General features: G+C 22.8%; 2 pseudogenes. Both read left to right on the top strand.

The annotated features are described in order from the left end of the window. Positions 1–483 (top strand): annotated as a pseudogene (locus BN1173_RS03250) (exodeoxyribonuclease V subunit gamma); the annotation flags it as partial. 6 nt (positions 484–489) lie between these two features. Next, a pseudogene (locus BN1173_RS03245) lies at positions 490–3,520 on the top strand (UvrD-helicase domain-containing protein); the annotation flags it as partial.

The following is a 3,520-nucleotide window of genomic DNA, read 5'->3' as shown; positions in this document are numbered from 1 at the left end:
AAATGATACTATGGTCAGGATGAAAATTATAAAAAAATAAACCTATACATGCTAGGATTAATGATCAAAACTGCAATTACAAATATAAAATCCATTAAAGAAATAAAAATAAATTACGAAACTTCTAAATTATCAATTGAAAATCAATACACAAATGAAGAAATAAATCATCTAGACATTGAAAATTTACTAAAACAAATAGCATATATTTCAAGCCACCCTACTCCTATTTATAAGGATTTAATACAAAAAAGTTTGCTTAAGATAGAAAACATAAATGAATTACCAATAGCACTAAAAGCACAAATAAAATATCAACAAAAAAGTATTAGTATCAATAAAAATATGGAATTCATTCTTAAAGATAAAGACATTACATGGTGCCCATATTACAATCGCTTTAAAGACACCCATGATTTAAATATAGAAGCTAATTTAGAAACATTACTGCAAAATTTTTATGCTAAATTTATTAAGGTATAAAATAATATGAAAGAAATAATAGATAAAATCAAAAACAACGACAAAATATTAATTGAAGCTTCAGCAGGAACTGGCAAAACATACACACTAGAACATATTATCACAAATCTACTTACAACTACAATGTATACTCCAAACGAAATTCTGGTATTAACATTTACAAGAAAAGCAACAGAAGAAATGCATACTAGAATATTAAAATCAATTGAACATATATATCAAAATGCAAAAACAGACAATTTATTAAAAAATATTTATGAACAATCAAACAAAATATTTATATCAACCATAAATAAATTTGCATTATACTCTCTAAACAATTTTCAAATAGAAACAGAAAATTTTTCAAAATACACAGTAAAAGAAAACTTTACATCAGAAATAGACGAAATAATTTATGAATTTTTAAGAAAAGAAAATTCACTCAAAAAAGAATTAAAAATCAAAGATGATGAATTTGAAATTTTCAAATCTAAATTTACAAATACAAAAGACATGATTCAAGCTTTAAAACAAAGTTATAAAAGACACAAAACACAAGAACTTGGAGATTGGCTAGAAGTTCAAACAACTTTTAAACAAATACTTCAAAATAAAGAAAGATTACTTTGTAATTATAATACAATAATAGATGAATTAGAAGAAATGAGCACAGAAGAAAAAAGGACTTTTCTCAATAAACATAATCAAGGAATCAAAATATCAGAAATAGAATATAGCCACGCAACAGATATAATACACATTACAGAAATACTTACAAACAATAAATTTTTATGCAAAATAATAGAGGCTAATTTAAAGAAAAATGTTACTCTATCACCCAAAGAATTAAGCATACAAACTTCTTTAATACAACTTAGCAATGAAACAAACACAAATAAAGAAAATAAAAACACACTAAAAAGATTTGTTATTCTAAAAATTGAACACAAAATACTTCAATATATAGAAAAAGAACTTGAAAATACCATTAATACAACAAACATCATAGACCAAAAACATATAATGACAAACTTTAAAAAACATTTAGAATCTTCTGAACATAAACTATTAACTTCAATTAAGAATAGACATAAAATCATATTAATAGATGAAGCACAAGATTTAGATCAAACACAAATAAAAATATTTGAATTGCTTAACTCTTTTGGAATCAAAATAATATTTATAGCTGATCCAAAACAAATAATTTATACATTTAGAAATGCTGATATATCATTTTACAACCAAGGCATAAAAGATAAAATTAAAAAAGATGCAAGGATCACTCTATTAACAAATTACAGATCAAATAAAAAGTTGGTCAAACCTTTAAATATTATGTTTGAACGTATCTATAATAAAACACACACAGATAAAATTGAACAAATAGAATTTGTTCAACTGCAAACTGAACCCAAAAATGACAACAATAAAATCTTTATAAATGATCAAGAAATAAAAGCAATAAATATAATACAAGCTGAAGAAAATGATAATGTATTCCAAAAGACAGCATTAATAATAAAATATTTATTAATAAACGGAAAAATCTATGATAATAATCAACTAAGACAAATTGAAAAATCAGATATAAAAGTACTATGCAGAACAAGCAAAGAAATAAATTTCATAGACAGAGAACTTAAAAACAATAATATCAAAACTCATAAAACCAAAGAACCTTTTTTTAAAACAAAAGAATTTAATGAAATTTTCTATCTAGTTAAATGTTTAAATAGAAAGCAAGACTTTAAAACTTTAAATTACGTCTTAACTAGCAAAATGATAAATTTGCCATGGGAACTACATCTCAATTTAATTCAAAATAACAAAATAAAAAATATAGAAGAAGCCATTAGTGACATAATATATTTACTTGAAAATCAAGAAATAACATTAATGCAAGCAATAGATGAAATCATCTCAAAACAAGATTTATGGATCAATCTTGCAAAAGATCTCAATAATGATGAATTTACTAAATTTGCACAATCAAAACAAAATTACAAAGAAAATTTGATAAATGAAAATAAATTTGAAGAACTTCAAAACTATGAATCAAGCCTAAATTTCATTTTAAAAACTTACTATAAAGACAAAAACATAGAATCACTAATTTGTATTCTAGAAGATCTAATACTTGGAAGAGATATTGAAAATATTGAACAATATGAGGAACAAACTAATAATGACAATCAATCCATAGAAATTTTAACCATTCACAAATCAAAAGGTTTGGGTTTTAATATTGTATTTTTAATAGGTGATACTCAAAATAACGATACTCTAATAAAAAAAACAGACATATTTTACAAATATTACTTAAACAATAAAATAAAATATGATTTTTTGATATTAAAAGAAAATCAACAATTGGCTAAAAATAAGATTTTAAATGAAGAAAAAAACATTTTTTATGTAGGAACAACAAGATCCAAGTTTGCACTATTTATTATCAATCAAGGCACAATAATAAACAAAATGTTAAGATTAGCAGAAATAAATACAATTGATGGAATAAATCTAAATTTTAATATACCTAACCTAAATAACTATCATCAATATAACCAATCAGACATCAATAATGATCAACAAAAATCAATAACATTAATCCCTCCACCACCAATAAATAAATATCTATTTAGACAAGAATATATACATAGCTATACAAGTCTTACATCAAGCTATAATACTATAAATCAAAATATAACAGATGATGAAACTTATGATAATGACGCAATTCACAATAAAAATGCACTTCCAAAGGGAAAAGATATTGGAAATATTTTACATGAAATAATGAAAGACATAAATTTTAATGATGCAAAAGACAGTTTAAGCAATTTTAAAAAAAACAATAGCATGCTTATACAACAAAAAATAGAATATTTCAATTCAAAATTAAATACACCTATGATACAAGAACTACTGATAAAGATGATTTATAATATGCTAAATAAAAAAATTAATTTTATTGATACCAAATTATGTGAAATTCAAGAATTACAAAAAGAAATGGAATTTTTAATCAAAATAAATACAAAAATTTATAAAC

This window comes from Borrelia crocidurae, assembly GCF_000825665.2.
GTDB classification, from domain to species: Bacteria; Spirochaetota; Spirochaetia; order Borreliales; family Borreliaceae; genus Borrelia; species Borrelia duttonii.
This window is presented reverse-complemented; position numbering and strand designations above follow the sequence as displayed.